The organism is Streptomyces albiaxialis (genome assembly GCF_039530985.1).
Classification (GTDB): Bacteria; Actinomycetota; Actinomycetes; order Streptomycetales; family Streptomycetaceae; genus Streptomyces; species Streptomyces albiaxialis.
The window spans coordinates 666,149-681,191 of record NZ_BAAAPE010000001.1; the positions used below are offsets into that span (position 1 = coordinate 666,149).

At 71.3% G+C, this 15,043-nt stretch carries 16 protein-coding genes; 6 read left to right on the forward strand and 10 right to left on the reverse strand.

All coding sequences use genetic code 11. The features are described 5' to 3' along the window. Window positions 1-112: 112 nt before the first annotated feature. Window positions 113-604, forward strand: a complete 492-nt coding sequence (locus ABD343_RS03100; protein WP_344523645.1) for an inorganic diphosphatase — start codon at window positions 113-115, stop codon at window positions 602-604. 92 nt (window positions 605-696) lie between these two features. On the opposite strand, the gene ABD343_RS03105 is transcribed toward ABD343_RS03100, so the two are convergent. The 8 genes from ABD343_RS03105 to ABD343_RS03140 all read right to left on the reverse strand — a co-directional run bounded on the left by ABD343_RS03105 (window position 697) and on the right by ABD343_RS03140 (window position 9,041). Then, window positions 697-2,334: a threonine/serine exporter family protein gene (locus ABD343_RS03105; protein ID WP_344523647.1), complete on the reverse strand. Its 1,638-nt coding sequence runs from the start codon at window positions 2,332-2,334 to the stop codon at window positions 697-699. Window positions 2,335-2,535: 201 nt separating this feature from the next. Continuing rightward, the gene (locus ABD343_RS03110; protein ID WP_344523649.1) at window positions 2,536-3,294 is read right to left on the reverse strand and encodes a MerR family transcriptional regulator; all 759 of its coding nucleotides are present in this window, start codon (window positions 3,292-3,294) and stop codon (window positions 2,536-2,538) included. 87 nt (window positions 3,295-3,381) lie between these two features. Further along, window positions 3,382-4,170, reverse strand: coding sequence for an ABC transporter permease (locus tag ABD343_RS03115; protein WP_344523651.1), 789 nt, complete (start codon window positions 4,168-4,170; stop codon window positions 3,382-3,384). Continuing rightward, window positions 4,167-5,183 (reverse strand): ATP-binding cassette domain-containing protein, encoded by a 1,017-nt coding sequence (locus tag ABD343_RS03120; protein ID WP_344523653.1) that lies wholly within the window; start codon window positions 5,181-5,183, stop codon window positions 4,167-4,169. Before ABD343_RS03120 ends, ABD343_RS03115 begins: the two co-directional genes overlap by 4 nt. A gap of 118 nt (window positions 5,184-5,301) precedes the next feature. Further along, a complete protein-coding gene (locus ABD343_RS03125; RefSeq protein WP_344523655.1) occupies window positions 5,302-5,907 on the reverse strand; it encodes a PadR family transcriptional regulator in 606 nt (201 codons plus the stop codon). 88 nt (window positions 5,908-5,995) lie between these two features. Continuing rightward, the gene (locus ABD343_RS03130; protein ID WP_344523657.1) at window positions 5,996-6,562 is read right to left on the reverse strand and encodes a DinB family protein; all 567 of its coding nucleotides are present in this window, start codon (window positions 6,560-6,562) and stop codon (window positions 5,996-5,998) included. Window positions 6,563-6,687: 125 nt separating this feature from the next. Then, complete coding sequence (locus tag ABD343_RS03135; protein ID WP_344523659.1) at window positions 6,688-8,145, reverse strand: aldehyde dehydrogenase family protein; 1,458 nt, start codon at window positions 8,143-8,145, stop codon at window positions 6,688-6,690. Between the two features lie 56 nt (window positions 8,146-8,201). Beyond that, on the reverse strand, window positions 8,202-9,041 hold the full coding sequence (locus ABD343_RS03140) for a helix-turn-helix domain-containing protein (RefSeq protein WP_344523661.1): 840 nt from the start codon (window positions 9,039-9,041) through the stop codon (window positions 8,202-8,204). A 343-nt stretch (window positions 9,042-9,384) separates the two neighbouring features. Between ABD343_RS03140 and ABD343_RS03145 the strand changes: the two genes are divergently transcribed. After that, on the forward strand, window positions 9,385-9,954 hold the full coding sequence (locus ABD343_RS03145) for an ATP-binding protein (protein WP_344523663.1): 570 nt from the start codon (window positions 9,385-9,387) through the stop codon (window positions 9,952-9,954). A gap of 93 nt (window positions 9,955-10,047) precedes the next feature. On the opposite strand, the gene ABD343_RS03150 is transcribed toward ABD343_RS03145, so the two are convergent. Next, complete coding sequence (locus ABD343_RS03150; RefSeq protein ID WP_344523665.1) at window positions 10,048-10,287, reverse strand: DUF397 domain-containing protein; 240 nt, start codon at window positions 10,285-10,287, stop codon at window positions 10,048-10,050. Window positions 10,288-10,617: 330 nt separating this feature from the next. Between ABD343_RS03150 and ABD343_RS03155 the strand changes: the two genes are divergently transcribed. Beyond that, window positions 10,618-12,504 (forward strand): ABC transporter ATP-binding protein, encoded by a 1,887-nt coding sequence (locus tag ABD343_RS03155; RefSeq protein WP_344523667.1) that lies wholly within the window; start codon window positions 10,618-10,620, stop codon window positions 12,502-12,504. Window positions 12,505-12,661: 157 nt separating this feature from the next. Continuing rightward, window positions 12,662-13,774, forward strand: a complete 1,113-nt coding sequence (locus ABD343_RS03160) for a rod shape-determining protein (RefSeq protein ID WP_344523669.1) — start codon at window positions 12,662-12,664, stop codon at window positions 13,772-13,774. A 4-nt stretch (window positions 13,775-13,778) separates the two neighbouring features. Here ABD343_RS03160 and ABD343_RS03165 read toward each other — a convergent pair whose 3' ends face one another. Continuing rightward, the gene (locus ABD343_RS03165) at window positions 13,779-14,237 is read right to left on the reverse strand and encodes a Crp/Fnr family transcriptional regulator (RefSeq protein WP_344523671.1); all 459 of its coding nucleotides are present in this window, start codon (window positions 14,235-14,237) and stop codon (window positions 13,779-13,781) included. A gap of 125 nt (window positions 14,238-14,362) precedes the next feature. Here ABD343_RS03165 and ABD343_RS03170 point away from each other — a divergent pair, with 125 nt between their 5' ends. Both ABD343_RS03170 and ABD343_RS03175 read left to right on the forward strand, forming a co-directional pair. Then, the gene (locus ABD343_RS03170; protein ID WP_344523673.1) at window positions 14,363-14,572 is read left to right on the forward strand and encodes a DUF2277 domain-containing protein; all 210 of its coding nucleotides are present in this window, start codon (window positions 14,363-14,365) and stop codon (window positions 14,570-14,572) included. Between the two features lie 76 nt (window positions 14,573-14,648). Next, on the forward strand, window positions 14,649-15,032 hold the full coding sequence (locus ABD343_RS03175; protein ID WP_344523675.1) for a hypothetical protein: 384 nt from the start codon (window positions 14,649-14,651) through the stop codon (window positions 15,030-15,032). The last annotated feature ends 11 nt before the right edge of the window (window positions 15,033-15,043 follow it).

Consider the following 15,043-nt stretch of genomic DNA (forward strand, 5'->3'; position numbering starts at 1 on the left):
GCACACATGTGCGTGGGGGACACTTAATCACCAGACTGGAGTTCTTCTGGGGGACGGCCCCCAGGGCAATCGAGTGCTGATCTATTAATGATCTATACGGAGGAGCCTCCCTGTGGAGTTCGACGTCACCATCGAGATCCCGAAGGGTTCGCGGAACAAGTACGAGGTGGATCACGAGACCGGCCGTATCCGTCTTGACCGCCACCTCTTCACTTCGACCGTGTACCCGGCGGACTACGGCTTCGTCGACGGCACCCTGGGCGAGGACGGCGACCCGCTCGACGCGCTGGTGCTGCTGGAGGAGCCGACGTTCCCCGGCTGCATCATCAAGTGCCGCGCGATCGGCATGTTCCGTATGACGGACGAGGCCGGCGGCGACGACAAGCTGCTGTGCGTCCCCTCGTCGGACCCCCGCATGGAACACCTGCGCGACATCCACCACGTCAGCGAGTTCGACCGGCTGGAGATCCAGCACTTCTTCGAGGTCTACAAGGACCTGGAGCCCGGCAAGTCCGTCGAGGGCGCCAACTGGGTGGGGCGCTCCGAGGCCGAGGCCGAGGTCGAGGCCTCCATCAAGCGCCTGGCGGCCGAGGGCGGCCACTGAGCCGGACAGCCGTGTGAGGGCCCCGCTCGACGAGCGGGGCCCCCGGCTTTTCCCGGCCCGGTCTTTCCCGGCCCCGGCTTTTCCCGGCGCGGCTAGAAGCCCCTCGTGCGCTTCGCCGCGCGGCGGCCCGGGAGCGGGGTCTCCACGCCCGGGGTCTTGATGAAGAGCCGGGCCAGCTCGCCGCCGAGGTTGACGCCGATGGCGATGGCGAGAGCCAGGGCGACCGCGGTGGCCAGCTTCTCGAAGCCCTGGTTGACGTCGCCCTGGGCGATGTTCAGCAGCCCGAAGTACGTCGAGCTACCGGGCAGCAGCGGGCCGATCGCCGCCGTGATGTACGGCAGCGAGGACGCGAACTGGTACCGCGACAGGAGCTGCCCGAAGAGGCCGACCAGTCCGGCGGCGCAGACCGTGGACGGCACCGGCGGGACGTTCGCCGTGGTCATCGCCCCGTAGATCAGCCAGGCCACGCCCCCGTTGAGGGTCGCGAGCAGCACCGTCGAGCGGGGCTGCTGGAGCAGCACGCAGAAGGCGAGCGCGAGCAGCATGGCCGCGAAGAGCTGGAGCACGGGCCGGTGCGCGTGGTGGACGGCGTCCGGGGTGAGGTTGGCGTTCAGCTCGGCGCCCACGTAGAGGACCATCAGGACGCCGCAGACGATGCCGACGATGAGGTAGACGACCTCCAGCAGGCGCGCGGCGGCCGTGATGTAGAAGCCTGTGAGCCCGTCGTGCACGGCCGCGACCAGCGCGCGCCCGGGGATCAGCGCGAAGAGGCCACCGGTGATCACCGCGGAGGCCATGACGCTGGACTCCAGCAGCGCGACCGTCACCCCTATCGCGGCGGGCGGCATCGCCGCGGCCGCGAACTGGTAGAACTCCGGCAGTCCGCGCCCCGCGCACAGCCACGCCAGCCGGTCGCCCAGCATCGCGCCGAGCGCGGCGAGGACGAAGACCAGCGCGTCGCCGCCGACGAGCAGGGAGGCGGCCCCGGACAGGGCGCCGCTGGCGACGGTGAGGGCGCCCTTGGAGAACGGGTGCCTGTTGCGCCGCATCTCCGCCAGCCGCCGGTAGGACTCCTCCAGCGTGACCTCGCCCTGCGTGATGTCCGCGACGAGCCCGAAGACGGACGCGAGGCGCGTGTAGTCGGTGCCCCTGCGGCGTACGGTGCGGCTGAGCGTCACCGGGTCGTCGACCAGCGAGGGCTGGTGCGTGATCGAGAGCAGCGTGAAGGTGACGGTGGGCTCGACGCGGTCGAGGCCGTACGCGTGGGCGACGCCGAACATCGCGGCCTCGACGTCCTCGGCGCCCTCGCCGCCCGCGAGCAGCAGCTCGCCGATGCGGAGGGTGAGGTCGAGGACGCGGGGCGCGGCCGGGCCGGTCTCGACGTCCTCGGTGCGGGCCACGCGCTCGGGCACCGGCCGCTCGGCGAGCGGCATCCGCACCATGGTGCGCATCCGGTCCTGCCAGGGCGTGCCCGGCTTGGCGAGGGGCCCGACGACCGGGATGCCCTCGGGCGGGGTGAACGCGCTGCCGTGCTCGAACGAGGCGGGCGGGACCAGGCCCTCCGGCACGGCGAACTCCGAGGTCGGGTGCTCGTCCTCCGGGACGGGCGGCAGCGGCACCCCGAGCGGGTGCGAGAAGGCGCTGCGTGCCTCGTCCGATGTGGGCTTCGCGTCCTCGAACCTGTCGTCCCGATCCGCGGAATCCCCGTTTCCCCTGGGCTCGCCGGCCACTTTTGTCCGCTCCTCACTCTCTTACGCGGTGTAGTTCTTATGCCTCCACTTAGTGCCACATGCTTCACGCGGCGTCCAACCGCCCCGGTTGCACCCCGGGGACGTGACGCTCCCCCCAAAGATCCCCCGGGGCGCGCGGAATAAAAGCGGGGCTCGCCCCGATGGGTGCGAGCCCCGCCACACAACGGTGCTGACGAGAGGTCAGGCCTGCCGTGCGCCGTTCGCCCTGATGGCGTCGCGCACATAGACCGCGAGACCGGGCCGTACGGCCTCGTAGGTCGCGGTGAACCTCGGGTCGGCCACGTACATCTCGCCGAGCGAGGTGTGCAGCTCGTGGCCGCACTCGTAGCTCGTACGGGAGATGAAGAGCCGGTGCTCCTCGGCGAGGTCCATGGCCTCCTCGGAGTCCGGCGCGGCGCCGCGCCCCATCGCCTCGGCGAGGCGCCGGTGGATGCCGTCCATCTCCTCCTTGAAGCGCTTCCAGTCCTCCTTCGTGTACGACGCGGCGCGCCGCCGCGACTCGCGGTACGCCTCGGTCCCGCCCCAGCGCCGCTCCGCCTCGTCCGCGTACTGGTCGGGGTCGAAGTCGCCGAAGACCTCGAACTTCTCCTCGGGGGTGAGGTTGATGCCCATCCTGCGTGCCTCCATGGCGTGTTCCACGGCGGCGGCCATCTCCCGCAGCCTGCCGATCCTGGCCTCCAGCAGCGCGTGCTGGCGGCGCAGGTGCTCGTAGGGATCCGCGTCGGGTTCGTCGAGCAGTTCGGCGACCTCCTCCAGCGGGAAGCCCAGCTCCCGGTAGAAGAGGATGCGCTGCAGCCGGTCGAGGTCGGCGTCGCTGTAGCGCCGGTGCCCGGCGGGGGTCCGCTCGCCGGGGACGAGCAGACCGATCCCGTCGTAGTGGTGCAGGGTGCGCACGGTGACACCGGCGACGCGCGAGACCTCTCCCACGGAATGACCCACGTCCGCCTCCTTGTCCGGTCCTTCCGGTACGCCCCTACGCTCGGCCCTCACGTCGCGTGAGGTGCAAGCCCGTTTCGCGCGGGCCCCTCAGGAGCCATCGTCGCCCAGGGCCCGGTACCTCCTCACGGCGAGCGGGAAGAAGACGGCCAGCAGGGCGAGCGGCCACACCACCGCGAGCAGCAGGGAGTGACTCGCCGCCCAGGAGGTGCCCTCGCCCCAGACGGGGTTGCCGAAGAGTTCCCGTACGGCCCGGGCGGTGGCGGACATCGGGTTCCACTCGGCGACGGTGCCCATCCAGGCGGGCATCGTGTCCGGCGAGTTGAAGACGTTGGAGAAGAAGGCCACCGGCCAGACGAGGATCTGGACGGCGGCGACCAGCTCGGGCCTGCCCGCGACCAGGGCGAGGAAGATCCCCGCCCACAGCATCGCGAAGCGCAGCAGGAGCAGCAGGCCCACCGCGGCCAGCCCCTCGGCCGGGCTGCCGTGCGCGCGCCAGCCCACCACCAGCCCGGAGAGCACCAGCACGACGATGCCCACCGCGGACTCCAGCATGTCGCTCAGGCTGCGGCCGACGAGGACGGCCGACTGGGACATGGGGATCGAGCGGAAGCGGTCGATCACGCCCTTGTTGAGGTCCTGGGTGAGCGCGACCATCGTCGACTCCAGGCCGAAGGCCATGTTCAGCGCGAACATCCCGGGGACCAGGTACTCCTCGTAGTTCTCGACCTCCATCCCGCCGCCGATGAAGTAGACGAACATCACCAGCATCATCAGCGGGAAGAACAGGTTCACCGCGACCTGGACGGGCTGCCGCCGCCAGTGCGCCAGCTCCCGCCGGGTCATCGTCCAGGAGTCGGTCAGCAGGTGCGTGCTCATACGGCGGCCTCCTTCCGCGCGCCCGTCTCCTCCGTGAGGTGCAGGAAGACCTCGTCCAGCGTGGGCCGGCGCAGCGCGATGTCCTCGGCCTCGATCCCCGCCGCCTCCAGCGCCCGTACGGTCTCCGCGAGCGCCGCCATCCGGTCCCCGACCGGGGCGCTCACCGACCGCCGGTCCCGGTCGCGCTCCACGGACCCGCTCCGCGCGGCCATCCCGACGACGGACGCCGCGGCCTCCAGCCGTGCCGCGTCGCGCACGACGACGTCGATACGGTCGGCGCCCAGCCCGGCCTTGAGCTGGTCGGCGGTGCCCTCGGCGACGGCCCTGCCGCCGTCGATCACGGTGATGGCGTCCGCGAGCTGGTCGGCCTCCTCCAGGTACTGGGTGGTGAGCAGCACGGTCGTGCCGCCGCCGACCAGCGCCCTGACCGCGTCCCACACCTCGTTGCGCCCGCGCGGGTCGAGCCCGGTGGTCGGCTCGTCCAGGAAGAGGATCAGCGCGCCGTCGTCCGCCCGCTCGCCGCTCTCCCGTCCGCCGCTCCCCCGCTCGCCGCCGATCAGCGAGGCGGCGAGGTCCAGGCGGCGCCGCATGCCGCCGCTGTACTTGCCGACGGCCTTGCGCCCGGTGTCCCCCAGGCCGAACCGCTCCAGCAGCTCGTCCGCGCGCTGTGCCGCCCGGCGCGCGCCCAGGTGGTAGAGCCGCCCGAACATCTCCAGGTTCTGCCGCCCGCTCAGCTCCTCGTCCACCGCCGCGTGCTGGCCGAGCAGCCCGATGCGGCGCCGCACCTCGTCGGGGTGCGTGGCCACGTCGTACCCCGCGACCAGCGCCCGGCCCGCCGTGGGGCGCAGCAGGGTCGACAGGATCCGTACGGCCGTGGTCTTCCCGGCGCCGTTGGGCCCCAGCAGACCCTGGACCGTGCCGCGCGGCACGGCCAGGTCGAGTCCCGAGAGCGCCTGCTTGTCCCCGTACTCCTTCCTCAGCCCCTCGACGAGGATCGCTTCGTCCTTCGCCATGTCCTCTCCTCCCGCCCTTCGCTAGTCAAACTTGACTAGCGGCGGACGAAGGTAACCGGGATCCCGCGGCTAGTCAAACTTGATTACCAAGAAAAGGGGGCGCCGTGCTCGTCCCGGGTCACTCGTCCTGCGTGAGTACCGACAGGTCGCGCTTGCCCTCGTCCGCCATCACGTACGCGCCGTTCTCCAGCCGCTCGATCAGCTCGCGGGCCCAGGTGGCGCCGCTCTCCGCGGTGGAGACCCACAGCCGCATGATCTCGCCGATGTAGTCCCACTCCGGCTGGGTCTCGCCCGCCGGGCCCGGGGTCCAGTGCTGGGTGACCTCGTCCCGCCAGGACTCCAGCGCGGCCACCCGCTCCTTCAGCAGCGCGATGGCCTCCGCGCGCTCCAGGTCCACGAGGAAGCCCACGCCGCTGGTGAGCATGTCCGGCTTCTCGTCGATCGCGGTCAGCGCGTGCCGGAGCATGCGGTGGAACTCCGCCTCGCCCTCGTCCGTCAGCTCGTACTCGATACGGGGCGGGCCGCCGGCCGTGCTGGGCGCGACGTCGTGGGCGAGCAGCAGTCCCTGCTTCGCGAGCTGCTTGAGCGCGTGGTAGATCGACCCGGGCTTGGCGTTGGACCACTCGTGAGCGCCCCAGAACTCCAGGTCGTTGCGGACCTGGTAGCCGTGCGCCCGCTTCCGCAGCCGCACGGCCCCCAGCACCAGCAACCGGATCGCCGACATCGTCCTGGCTCCTTGACTGCCTCGGTCACGTATGCCCGCGCAGTCTAGTCGGACTTGACTAGTCGGGACCTGGACGGCCGGGACCCGGCTAGCCCATCTGCGACCAGTCGGGCTCGGGCATCGCGCCCGTCTCGAAGACCAGGTCGAAGGCGCCCTTGCCGTCGATCGTCTCGCGGATGACGTCCACGTGGCCCGCGTGCCGGGCCAGCTCCTCCATGAGGTGCAGCAGACCCCAGCGCCAGGAGCGCTCGCCGCCCTCGTCCCAGGGGTACTTGGGCGACACGAAGGTCTCGTCGAGCGAGGACAGGGCCCGTACGGCCGCCTCGGTCTCGGCGGCCACCCGCTCGTTACGGGCGATGAGGACCTCGATCGTCTCCTCGGGCGCGGGCGTCCAGCCGCTCTGCCACTCCGCCATCTGCTCGGAGGAGGGGCGGGTCTCCTCGCCCTTGAACTTGCGCACCCAGCCCTCTTCGCCGACGGTCACGTGCTTGAGCAGGCCCAGGACCGAGCACTCGCTCGCGGAGGGCGCGCTGCGCGCCTGCTCCTCGGTCAGGCCGTGCAGGGCGCGGCGGAAGGCGCCGCGCTGGGCCTCCAGATAGGCGAGGAGCGCCCCGCGCTCGTCACCGCGGGCCTCGGGCTGGACGACTACCGGCATGATGGCTCCCCTCTCGGTGCGGGGCTCCTTCCGCCCCGCTGAGAAGAAAGCTACGGGGCCTTGCGGTCAGCCTCTGTCCTCGACCGCGCGGGCCCCGGAGGATCCTCAGAACCCCCGGAGGATCCTCAGAACGGGAACGCGCTGCGGCCCCGCTGGATGGAGATCCACTTCGTGGTGGTGAAGGCGTCCACCATCTGCTCGCCGTTGAGCCGCCCCAGGCCGGAGTGCTTCTCGCCGCCGAACGGGACAATCGGCTCGTCCGCGACCGTCGAGTCGTTGACGTGGACCATGCCGGTGTCGATGCGGCGGGCGACCGCGATGCCGCGCTCGATGTCGCGGCTGTGGACGGCGCCGCCGAGCCCGTACGGGGTGTCGTTGGCGACGTGCACGGCCTCGTCCTCGCCGTCGACGCCGATGATCAGGGCGACGGGGCCGAAGATCTCCTCGCGCAGCAGCGAGGAGGTGGCGGGCAGGCCGGTCAGGACGCTGGGCGAGACCACGTTGCCGTGCGCCTCGCCGTGCAGGAGCGGGGTCGCGCCGCTGGCGATGGCCTGCTCGACGATGGCGGTCACGCGCTCGGCCTGGCGGGAGTTGATGAGCGGGCCGATGTGGGTGGCCGGGTCCTCGGGGTCGCCGACCTTCAGCTCGCGGACGCGGGCGACGAACTTCTCGGTGAACTCGGCCTGCACGCTGCGGTCGACGATGATCCGGTTGGCCGCCATGCAGAGCTGGCCCTGGTTGACGTAGCGGCTGAAGACCGCGGCGTCCACCGCGTAGTCGATGTCGGCGTCGTCCAGGACGATCAGCGCGCTGTTGGCGCCGAGCTGGAGGATCACGCGCTTGAAGTTGCGCGCGGCGACGGTCGCGACGTGCCGGCCCACACGGTCGGAGCCGGTGAAGGAGAGCGCCTTGGGGACCGGGTGCTCGATGAGCGCGTCGCCGATCTCCGCGCTGTCGGTGATGATCACGTTGAGCAGCCCCGGCGGGAGGCCCGCGTCCTCCAGGACCTTGGCGACCAGGGTGCCGCCGCAGACCGGGGTGGACTGGTGCGGCTTGAGCACGGCCGCGTTCCCCAGCGCGAGGGCGGGGGCGAGGGATTTCACCGCCAGCAGGAATGGATAGTTGAAGGGCGAAATAACGCCGATGACGCCGAGCGGAGAACGGTAGACACGGTTCTCCTTGCCGTCGATCGCGGACGGCAGGATCTCCCCCTGGGTGTGCAGGGAAAGCTGCATCGCCTCCCGGAAGAACTCCTTGACGAGCGCGATCTCGAAGGCGGCCTTCAGGCGGGTCCCGCCGAGTTCCGCGATGATCGCCTCGGTGATCTGCGGCTCGGATTCCTCAATCACGCGTATCGCACGCTCGAACACGAGGCGTCGCGCATAGGGATTGGTCGCCGCCCAGTCCCGCTGGGCGCGCTCCGCCGCACGGTACGCCTGGTCCACCTCGTCGACGGTCGCGACGGTGATCGAGGCGAGCTTCTCGCCGTTGTACGGGTTGAAGTCGATGATGTCCCAGGAACCGGTCCCGGGGCGCCACTCACCGTCTATGCACTGGAGCGCCAGATCCGTGAAGTAGGACATGCCATTCCTTCGGGGGGTGGAAGGACGTGCTGATGGCACGTCATCGTACTGCCACTTCAGGCCAGTTGTCGGATCCTTTGCAGGTGGTCCCGGGTGCGTTCCGGCGAAAGGCTGATATCCACCAGCCGCTCCAGCACCTGGTCGTACTGCGCGACCTCATCCCGCTTGTCGAGATAGAGCGCGCTGGTGAGCTGTTCCAGATACACGACGTCGTTCAGATCGGATTCCGGGAAGCGCAGCAGCGTGAAGGCGCCGCTCTCGGCCGCGTGCCCGCCGAACTCGAACGGGACGACCTGGACGGTGATGTTCGGGTGCTCGGAGACCTCGGCGAGGTGCCTGAGCTGGCCGTCCATGATCGAGGGGCTGCCGAAGGGGCGGCGCAGCGCGGCCTCGTCGAGCACGCACAGCAGGCGGGGCGCGTTCTCGCCGAGCAGCAGCTTCTGCCGCTCCAGGCGCAGCGCGACGCGGCGCTCGATCTCCTCGTCGGCGATCGGGGTGCGGTGGCCGGCGGTGACGACCGCGTGGGCGTAGTCGTCGGTCTGCAGCAGGCCGTGGACGAACTGCACCTCGTAGGTGCTGATGCGCTCGGCCGCGCCCTCCAGCCCCACGTAGGTCTGGAACCATCCGGGCAGCACATCGCTGTAGTTGTGCCACCAGCCGGCGATGCTGGACTCCCGGGCGAGGCCCAGCAGCGGCTCGCGCTCCGCCTCGTCGGTCACGCCGTAGAGGGTGAGCAGGTCTTCGACGTCACGCGCCTTGAAACTCACGCGGCCCAGCTCCATCCGGCTGATCTTGGACTCGGACGCTCGAATCGAATAACCGGCGGCCTCACGGGTCACCCCGCGCGCCTCCCGGAGCCGCCGCAACTGGGATCCGAGCAGGATGCGCCGGACCATGGACCCGCTGGAACTACTCGCCCCCTTTGCTCCTCCGGTGACGCGACTTGCCGGTTCTGTTGCCATTTCGATCAACCCTCCGCCCCTGCTTGAAGGGAAGTGTGCCATCTTTGCGCTCCGTTGCGTGCCCGTCCGGTTACACACGATCGAAAGTCTCTCGTGCACGTGCATCTGCCCTTGCATCTGCTGTGGGCATTGGGAACCATGGGGATCGCACAAGTGCACCCAGTGCCATGCCAGTTGTGGCGCAGGTAGCACTTTGGCGCCGGAACCTACCCGGGGAGCACAGCCGACAGGATCCGCACAGGATCATCACTGCCGCTAACGCCAGGAGTGGCCCGTCATGGGGACCGAAGGATCAACGGTGCTGGAGCCCTTATGGCAAGGTCTCCCGACGCTGGATGCCGCTTCAGTCTCCGGTTCCGCGTCCTGCGCGCTGCCACCTCGGTACGAGGCGGTCAAGAGCGCCAGGGACTTCACGCGGCAGACGCTCCAACGGTGGGGGATCACCGAAGAATTCGACGACGTGGCACTCGTCGTCTCCGAACTCGTCACCAACGCCATGCGCCACGGCCTGCCCGCCACCGGGCAGGGCCCCCTTTCGGGGGACGAGGGTGACCCGCCGGTCCGGCTGCATCTGATGCGCTGGTCCGCGCGGCTGGTATGTGCGGTCCGGGACCCCAGCAGCGAGCCTCCTCAGGTGACGGAGGTTCCCGAGCTGGGTCCCGCGGGTCCCGTGGACGGGGAACTCCCGGACCTTCCCGGCGTGCCCGGACTGCCGGGCTTCACCGCCGAATCAGGCAGAGGGCTCTGCCTCGTCGACTCCTTCAGTGACAACTGGGGGTGGCACCCGTTGTCGGGGCCGTCGGCGGGCAAGGTCGTCTGGGCGCTGTTCCGCCTCGGCTCCCTGTAGGGGGCCGGGGCCGGGCCGGCGCCGTGCCATGAAGAGGCGGCCGCCGCACGGGGGGCGGCCGTCTTGGGGCGGGTCCGGCCCCTGGGCCGGGGATCAGTCCCGTATCAGGTAGTCGAACTCGCCGTCCTTGATGCCGAGCAGCATCGCCTCCATTTCCGCGGGCGTGTAGACGAGCGCGGGGCCGTCGGGGAAGCGCGAATTGCGCACGGCGACGTCACCGCCCGGCAGCTTGGCGAACTCGACGCAGGTTCCCTGGGAGTTGCTGTACCGGCTCTTTCGCCACACGACCCCCTGGAGGTCCCTGGCGGCCATGCCGTTGTACGCGTGAGGCACTTGGATCTCCCGGACTAGTCAGGTGTGGGGGGTACTGGCTGATCAGTGTCAGAACTGTCAACTGCCCGGGATCATAACTGTGTTCACGTGCTGGTGCATGTGCTAATGCACGTGCACGACGCCCCGTCGCGAGCCCATCACAGCCGGTCAAAGCGGGTTGCACACCGCTTCGCGATCGTCACGCGGGGTCTTGGACGGCGCGCGTGCCGGACCCGTTCCCCCTCACTTCGTTCTGTGAGACGCAGCGGGGCCGTTTCTGCCTTATCCGCGCGGCGGGAACCCGGCCCGCGCTCTTGACTTGAAGCTTCCTTCAAGTCCTACGTTCGCCGCATGAGCATGGAGATGACCGCGTGGAACGCGCTGTACCACTCGCGCCACGCCCACCAGGACACCCACCCGTTCTCCGCCGCCACGCTGCGGCGGATCTTCCGCTTCGCGCACCGCCACCACCGGAAGCTGTACGCGTTCCTCGCGCTCAGCACGGTCCTCGCCGTCCTCACCGTGGCCACCCCGCTGCTCGCCGGGCGGGTCGTGGACGCGATCACCAAGGGCGACACCACCGGCACCGTCCTCGGGCTCGCCGGGGTCATCGCGCTGATCGCGGTGGCCGAGGCCGCCGTCGGCATCGTCACGCGCTGGCTCTCGGCCCAGATCGGCGAGGGCCTCATCCTCGACCTGCGCACCGCGGTCTACGACCATGTGCAGCGGATGCCCGTGGCCTTCTTCACCCGCACCCGCACGGGCGCCCTCGTCAGCCGCCTCAACAACGACGTCATCGGCGCCCAGCGCGCGTTCAGCAGCACCCTGTCCGAGGTCTTCAGCAACCTCGTCACGCTGCTGCTCACCCTCGTCGTGATGCTCCGGCTCTCCTGGCAGGTCACGCTCATCGCGCTCGTCCTGCTCCCCCTCTTCGTGCTCCCCGCCCGCCGCATGGGCGCCCGGCTGGCCCGGCTGGAGCGCGAACGGGCCGACCACAACGCCGTGATGAGCACCCAGATGACCGAGCGCTTCTCCGCGCCCGGCGCCACGCTCGTCAAGCTCTTCGGGCGGCCCGAGGAGGAGTCCGAGGAGTTCGCGCGCCGCGCCGGACGCGTCCGCGACCTCGGCGTCCGTACGGCGATGGTGCAGGAGGTCTTCTTCACCGCGCTGATGCTCGTCTCCGCGCTCGCCCTCGCGCTGATCTACGGGCTCGGCGGCTGGTTCGCGCTGCGCGGCTCCCTCGACGCGGGCACCGTCGTCTCCCTCGCGCTGCTGCTGACCCGGCTCTACGCGCCGCTGACCGCCCTGGCCAACGCCCGGGTCGAGGTCATGAGCGCGCTCGTCAGCTTCCAGCGGGTCTTCGAGGTGCTCGACCTCAAGCCGCTGATCGAGGAGAAGCCCGACGCGGAGTCCGTCCCCGAGGGCCCGGTCTCCGTCGAGTTCGACGACGTCCGCTTCAGCTACCCCTCCCCCGAGAAGGTCTCCCTCGCCTCCCTCGAAGACGTCGCCACGCTCGACACCCGGGGCGGCGAGGAGGTGCTGCACGGGGTCTCGTTCCGCGCCGAGCCCGGCCAGATGATCGCGGTCGTCGGCTCCTCCGGCGCGGGCAAGTCCACCCTCGCCTCCCTCGCGCCCCGGCTCTACGACGTGGACAGCGGCGCCGTCCGCCTCGGCGGCAAGGACGTGCGGGACCTGTCCGCCGCCTCGCTCCGTACGACGCTCGGCATGGTCACCCAAGACGGCCACCTCTTCCACGACACGATCCGCGCCAACCTGCTGCTGCCCCGCCCCGAGGCCACCGAGGAGGAGCTGTGGGAGGCCCTGCGCCGGGCCCGCATGGACGAGCTGGTCGCCTCCCTGCCCGACGGGCTCGACACCCTCGTCGGCGAGCGCGGCTACCGGCTCTCCGGCGGCGAGCGCCAGCGTCTGACCATCGCCCGGCTGCTGCTGGCCCAGCCCCGCGTGGTGCTGCTCGACGAGGCGACCGCGCACCTCGACTCGACGTCGGAGGCGGCCGTGCAGGAGGCGCTCGGCGAGGCGCTGGAGGGCCGCACCTCGGTCGTCATCGCGCACCGGCTCTCGACCGTACGGGCCGCCGACCAGATCCTCGTCGTCGAGGACGGCCGGATCGTCGAGCGCGGCACGCACGCCGAACTCCTCGCCGCGCACGGGCGGTACGAGCAGCTCCACCGGACGCAGTTCCAGGACGGGGAGAAGGAGGTCTCGCGGGCGGCCTGACGGGCCCTCATGCCGCCCTCACCCGACCGGTCCCCTCCGGCGCGCGGCGCCGTCGCACGGCGCACACGCTGAAGCTGTCCGCACCTGTTCGCGGACCGCCTCCGCCGTTCCGCCGTCGCCCGCCCCCGCCCTCACTCCCGGAAGGACCCGTGCCGTCATGAGCTCCAGCCTTGAGGACCTGCGCCGCTGCTCCGTCGCCGTCGACCTGGGCGCCGCGCGGACCCGTGTCTACGTCAAGGGCGCGGGCCTCCTCGTCGACCAGCCCTCCGTGGTCGCGGTGAACACCTTCTCCGGCGCGCTCATCGCCGTCGGCGACGCGGCGGAGCGGATGGACGGCCGTACGCCGCACCACATCCGCGTCGTCCGGCCGGTCTCCGGCGGGACGGTGATCGACATCGACATGGCGCAGCGGATGCTGCGCGCCCTGGTCGGCGAGAAGCTGCGCGGCATCGCCCGCCGCCGGGCGCTGCTGCGGGCCGCCGTCACCGTCCCGCACGACGCCGGCCCGCTGGCCCGCCGTGCCGCCTACGAGACGCTGACCGGCGTCGGGGCACGGCGCGTGGAGCTGGTCGACGCGCCGACCGCGGCCGGGCTCGGCTGCGGGCTGCCCGTCGAACAGCCCGAGGCGACCATGATCCTGGTCTGCGGCGCGGCCACCACGCAGGTCGCCGTCCTCTCCCTCGGCTCGATCGTCGCCGCCGGCACGGTGAGCCTGGGCGGGGACACCATCCATCACGCGGTCGTCCAGTACGTGCGCAACCGGCACGAGCTGCTGCTGCCCAGCCAGGCCATCCGCCCGCTGCACCTCGCGCTGACCGGCGACGCCTCCGGCGAGGCGGCCGAGGTGCTCGGCAGGGACGTGGTGACGGGGCTCGCGCGGACCGTCCTCATCGACCCCGCAGACGTGCGCGGGGCCATCCAGACGCCGCTGACCGGGCTCTCCGACACCCTCCGCGCCGTCCTGCACCGCTGCCCGCCCGACCTCGTCGCCGACCTCGCCGAGCGCGGCATGGTCCTCACCGGCGGCAGCGCGCTCATGCCGGGCCTGGCGGAACGGCTGCGCGACGGCACCGGCATGGCCGTCCACGTCGCCGACCAGCCCGAGCTGTGCCCCGTGCGGGGCCTGGCCGCGATGCTGGAGGGCCGGGTGGGCCCGGCGAGGCTCGACGCGAAGGGCGCGGCGGAGACCGAGGAGGCGCCCGAGGCGGACGACGCGGTGGCCGCCGGGGCGGACGACGCGGTCGCGGCGGAGGCCCCTCAGTCGGCTTAGCCGGCTATATACGGGAGTGCGGCGCGTACGGCCCGAAGAGGTCGATCAGGCGGTTGCGGGAGCGCTGGAGACGCTCGCCGATCACCGCCGCGACGGCCCGCGTGAGGGCCAGGCCCAGCCCCTGGTCCTCGTCGCACAGCACCAGCACCGAGTGCGCGTCGAACTCCAGCGCCCGTACCGGGCTCGCGGCCTCGGAGCCCAGCGTCCACACGTAGGGCGGGAACATCCAGTGCCAGCCGAGCAGTTCGCCGTGGCGGACGTTGTCGATCACGACATTGCGGTGGCCCGGCACATGCATGTCGAGCGTGGCCGTCCCCGTGTGCAGGATCCAGAAGCGGTCGGCGGTGCTGCCCTCCTCGAAGATCCGTGCCCCGGCCTCGAAGGCGACCTCGCGTCCCAGCGCCCGCAGCCTCTCCCGCTGCTCCGGTGCGAGCTCCCCGAGCAGTCCGGACATGGTCTGCATGGCGACACCTCCCCATAACCGGCATTTGCGCACGTCACGGTCTATTCACGGTACATCGGCTCACCCGGACGGGCGAGCGAGGCGGACGGGGGCTGTTGTCGTACCCCCGGCGTACCGTCGGTCGCATGTGCAGAAGCATCAAGACGCTGCGTCCGCCCTACGCCGAGATGGTCACGGAGGAGGACATGCGCGCCGCCGCGCTCCAGTACGTCCGGAAGATCTCCGGCTTCCGCCAGCCCGCCGCGCACAACGCGGAGGCGTTCGACGCCGCCGTCGAGCAGGTGACGGCGGCGACGAAGGAGCTGCTGGACACTCTGGTCGTCCGGGGGAAGTGACCGGGCCCCGCCCGGGGCGCGCCGTCCGTAGGATGGGCCGCTCACGGCCGGGCAGCCAGGGAGAGAGGGGCGGCGCATGGTGCGGCGGTTCCTCGCACTGCTGGCTCTCCTCCTCGCGTGCGCCGCGGGCGGAGGCACGGCCTCCGCATCTCCCTCGGCGCCGGTGGCCCCGGTCGCCGTCACCTCGCAGGCACACGGCCACTCCGGTCCCGGCGGCCAGACCAGCAGCCGCAGCCGCCAGGCCACCGAGCAGCACGCCGCCGGGGTCAGCGCCATGGCGCCGCACGAGGTGCGCCCGCCGCTGCTGCCCCCCGCGCACACCGCGGGCCCCGCGCCCTCCTGGGCCGCGCCCCCGCTGACCGGCCGGATCGCCGCGCAGCCCCGCAAGGGCCGCGCGCCGCCCTCCGTCGCCCTCTCGCCGCGCTCCACGCGCGGGCCCCCCGCCGCCACGAGCAGTTGACGCGTTCGCGT

Bases quoted from the DNA above. Each gene is read 5' to 3' on its own strand.
- ABD343_RS03130 (WP_344523657.1), bottom strand. From the start codon at position 6,562: ATGCCGGTAGTCGTCCAGCCCGAGGCCCGCGGTGACGAGCGCGGGGCG.
- ABD343_RS03145 (WP_344523663.1), top strand. From the start codon at position 9,385: ATGGGGACCGAAGGATCAACGGTGCTGGAGCCCTTATGGCAAGGTCTC.
- ABD343_RS03140 (WP_344523661.1), bottom strand. From the start codon at position 9,041: ATGGTCCGGCGCATCCTGCTCGGATCCCAGTTGCGGCGGCTCCGGGAG.
- ABD343_RS03175 (WP_344523675.1), top strand. From the start codon at position 14,649: ATGGTGCGGCGGTTCCTCGCACTGCTGGCTCTCCTCCTCGCGTGCGCC.
- ABD343_RS03125 (WP_344523655.1), bottom strand. From the start codon at position 5,907: ATGTCGGCGATCCGGTTGCTGGTGCTGGGGGCCGTGCGGCTGCGGAAG.
- ABD343_RS03160 (WP_344523669.1), top strand. From the start codon at position 12,662: ATGAGCTCCAGCCTTGAGGACCTGCGCCGCTGCTCCGTCGCCGTCGAC.
- ABD343_RS03155 (WP_344523667.1), top strand. From the start codon at position 10,618: ATGAGCATGGAGATGACCGCGTGGAACGCGCTGTACCACTCGCGCCAC.
- ABD343_RS03135 (WP_344523659.1), bottom strand. From the start codon at position 8,145: ATGTCCTACTTCACGGATCTGGCGCTCCAGTGCATAGACGGTGAGTGG.
- ABD343_RS03165 (WP_344523671.1), bottom strand. From the start codon at position 14,237: ATGCAGACCATGTCCGGACTGCTCGGGGAGCTCGCACCGGAGCAGCGG.
- ABD343_RS03170 (WP_344523673.1), top strand. From the start codon at position 14,363: ATGTGCAGAAGCATCAAGACGCTGCGTCCGCCCTACGCCGAGATGGTC.
- ABD343_RS03115 (WP_344523651.1), bottom strand. From the start codon at position 4,170: ATGAGCACGCACCTGCTGACCGACTCCTGGACGATGACCCGGCGGGAG.
- ABD343_RS03120 (WP_344523653.1), bottom strand. From the start codon at position 5,183: ATGGCGAAGGACGAAGCGATCCTCGTCGAGGGGCTGAGGAAGGAGTAC.